Annotated in this window: 2 protein-coding genes and 1 pseudogene; 2 read left to right on the top strand and 1 reads right to left on the bottom strand. The window is 70.5% G+C overall.

Annotated elements, in window-relative coordinates; all coding sequences use genetic code 11:
• Window positions 1-363, top strand: a pseudogene (locus tag I53_RS19565) (hypothetical protein); the annotation flags it as partial.
• Between the two features lie 36 nt (window positions 364-399).
• On the top strand, window positions 400-810 hold the full coding sequence (locus I53_RS19560) for a DUF2147 domain-containing protein (protein WP_043353773.1): 411 nt from the start codon (window positions 400-402) through the stop codon (window positions 808-810).
• Between the two features lie 431 nt (window positions 811-1,241).
• On the opposite strand, the gene I53_RS19555 is transcribed toward I53_RS19560, so the two are convergent.
• On the bottom strand, window positions 1,242-2,446 hold a 1,205-nt coding region (locus I53_RS19555; protein WP_043353771.1), incomplete at its 5' end, for a DHHA1 domain-containing protein.

Genomic DNA, 2,446 nt, shown 5'->3' with positions numbered 1-2,446 from the left:
ACGGCGGTGCAGCGGGCGCGGCTGGCGATCGGGCCGGACGAGCCCGTGCGCTATCGCNGGGTCCGCCTCGCCTGCGGCGACCGCGTCCTGTCGGAAGCGGACAATTGGTATGTGCCCGCACGCCTCACGCCGGAGATGAACGCGACGCTGGACAGCACGCGGACGCCCTTCGGCCGGGTCGTGCGTCCCCTCGCCCCGGTTCGGGACACCGTCGCGGTTCGCGCGCCGGACCAGCGCACGGATCCGGGCCCCGACGATCCGCTCTTCGAGATCGATGCCGTGCTCTCGACTGCCGCCGGCGAGCCGTTCTGCGAGGTGGTCGAGACTTATCTGGGCAGTGCGCTGCCCCGAGCATCGCGCTAAGTACCCATCCGCATTCTGGACAGGAGAGGACCAGGGATGGGTTCGAGGCTTCGTCGCTCGATTCTGACACTGCTCGCGATGGGCACGGCGTGCGGTCCGGTTCTGGCGGCCGACCCGGCTGGCTTCTGGCTCACGGAGACCGGCAGTTCCCGCGTCCGCATCACGCCCTGCGGGAGCGGCTTCTGCGGGACGATCGTCAGCGCACCGGGGAAGGGACTCGACGCGAAGAATCCGGATCCGGCCTTGCGCGGTCGCAGCGTCGTGGGCGTTCAGATCCTCGACGCGCGTCAACCCCAAGGCGGCGGCTACTCGGGTTCCCTCTACAATCCGAACGACGGCAAGACCTATTCCGGTTCGCTGAAGCTCACGGGCCCGGATACGCTCGAAGTCTCCGGTTGCGTGATGAGCGTATTCTGCAAGCAGCAGACCTGGACGCGCGTCAAATGATAGACGCCCCCGCAGGCCGGCGCCGGCGCTGCAACGATTCAGGATCGGGTCTGCGCCGTTGAGGTCGCGTGGGTCAGAAACAGAAACGGGGGCTCATGACCCAGCCCCTCCTCGCCCGCCTCATTGGCCTGTCCGCCCTCGCGCCGGACCCAGTCCAGGCACAGTCGCGCCCGCGCCTCGGGCGTTGTGAGCCAGCAGAGCGACACTACCGGTCACGCCGCGACCGGGACCCACTGCCCCACCGGTCGGCCGGGCGACAGGATGGCGACCGATCTGGCCGCAGCGGGCAACGCCAATCCCCCGTCGCGGGCGACACCGCAGGGCGGCGGCGTCGGCGGAAACACGTAAGCCGCCGAGGGCGGGACCCCGACCATCCCGCCGCTCGCCTCCACGGCCGCACCGGAGACGGCCTAGTTCCTTGCGGGGGCGTCTCAGGCCGCTTCGGTGAGAGCCTGCGCGATGGCGTCAAGGGCGGCCTCGGCTCCGGCTCCGTTCGGCCCGCCGGCCTGCGCCATGTCGCGCCGGCCTCCGCCTCCCTTGCCGCCGAGCGCGCCCGCTCCAGCCCGCACGAGCCCGACGGCATCGTAGCGCCCGGTCAGGTCGTCCGTGACCCCAACGACCAGACCCGCCTTGCCGTCCGGGGCGACGCCGACCACCGCCACGATGCCGGAGCCCAGACGCTTCTTCTCCTCATCGACGATCGGCTTGAGGTCGCGCATGTCGAGCCCTTCCACCACCGAGCGGCGGAAGGCCACGCCGCCGATCTCAGTTTGCTGAGCGCCCGAGCCCGGACCACCCTCGCCGCCCATGGCGAGCTTCCGGCGGGTCTCGGCCAGTTCACGCTCAAGGCGCCGCCGATCCTCCATCAGTGACGTCAGACGATCGGGCGCCTCGGAGACCGGGGCCTTGAGGATGCCGGCCAGCGCCGCCAGGGTCCGGGCCTCCTCGGCCCGATGATGACGCGCCGCGTCGGCCGTAAGAGCCTCGATCCGGCGCACGCCAGCCCCCACCGCGCTCTCGCCCACGATGGTGATCGCTCCGATGTCGCCGGTGCGCCCGGCGTGGGTGCCGCCGCATAGTTCGACCGAGAAGGTCTTCGGCCGGCCCTGCGCGGCCTCCTCGTCGATCGGCAGCCCCATCGAGACCACCCGCACCTCGTCGCCGTACTTCTCGCCGAACAGCGCCCTGGCGCCCGACGCGATGGCGTCGTCCACGGCCATCAGCTTGGTCACGACCGGCGCGTTCTGCAGCAGCACGGCGTTGGCGATGTCCTCCACCCGGGCGAGTTCATCCGCCTCGATGGGCTTCGGGTGGCTGATGTCGAAACGCAGACGATCGGGGCTCACGAGCGAGCCCTTCTGCGCGACGTGATCACCCAGCACCTGCCGCAGAGCCTCATGTAGCAGATGGGTGGCCGAGTGGTTGGCCCGGATCGCCTTGCGGCGGACATGGTCGACCTTGAGCTCTACCGGCTGGTCGAGGCCCAAGCTTCCCTCCTCCACGGTCACATGGTGGACGAACAGGTCGCCGAGCTTCTTCTGGGTGTCGGTCACCCGCGCCCGCACGCCCGGCGCCGGGATCAGGCCGGTATCGCCGACCTGGCCGCCCGATTCCCCGTAGAACGGCGTCTGGTTGA

The sequence above is a fragment of the Methylobacterium sp. B1 genome, from assembly GCF_000333255.1.
GTDB classification, from domain to species: Bacteria; Pseudomonadota; Alphaproteobacteria; order Rhizobiales; family Beijerinckiaceae; genus Methylobacterium; species Methylobacterium fujisawaense.
Note: the sequence above shows the minus strand (reverse complement) of the source record. Positions and strands in the feature narration are given on the sequence as shown.

Bases quoted from the DNA above. Each gene is read 5' to 3' on its own strand.
- I53_RS19560 (WP_043353773.1), top strand. From the start codon at position 400: ATGGGTTCGAGGCTTCGTCGCTCGATTCTGACACTGCTCGCGATGGGC.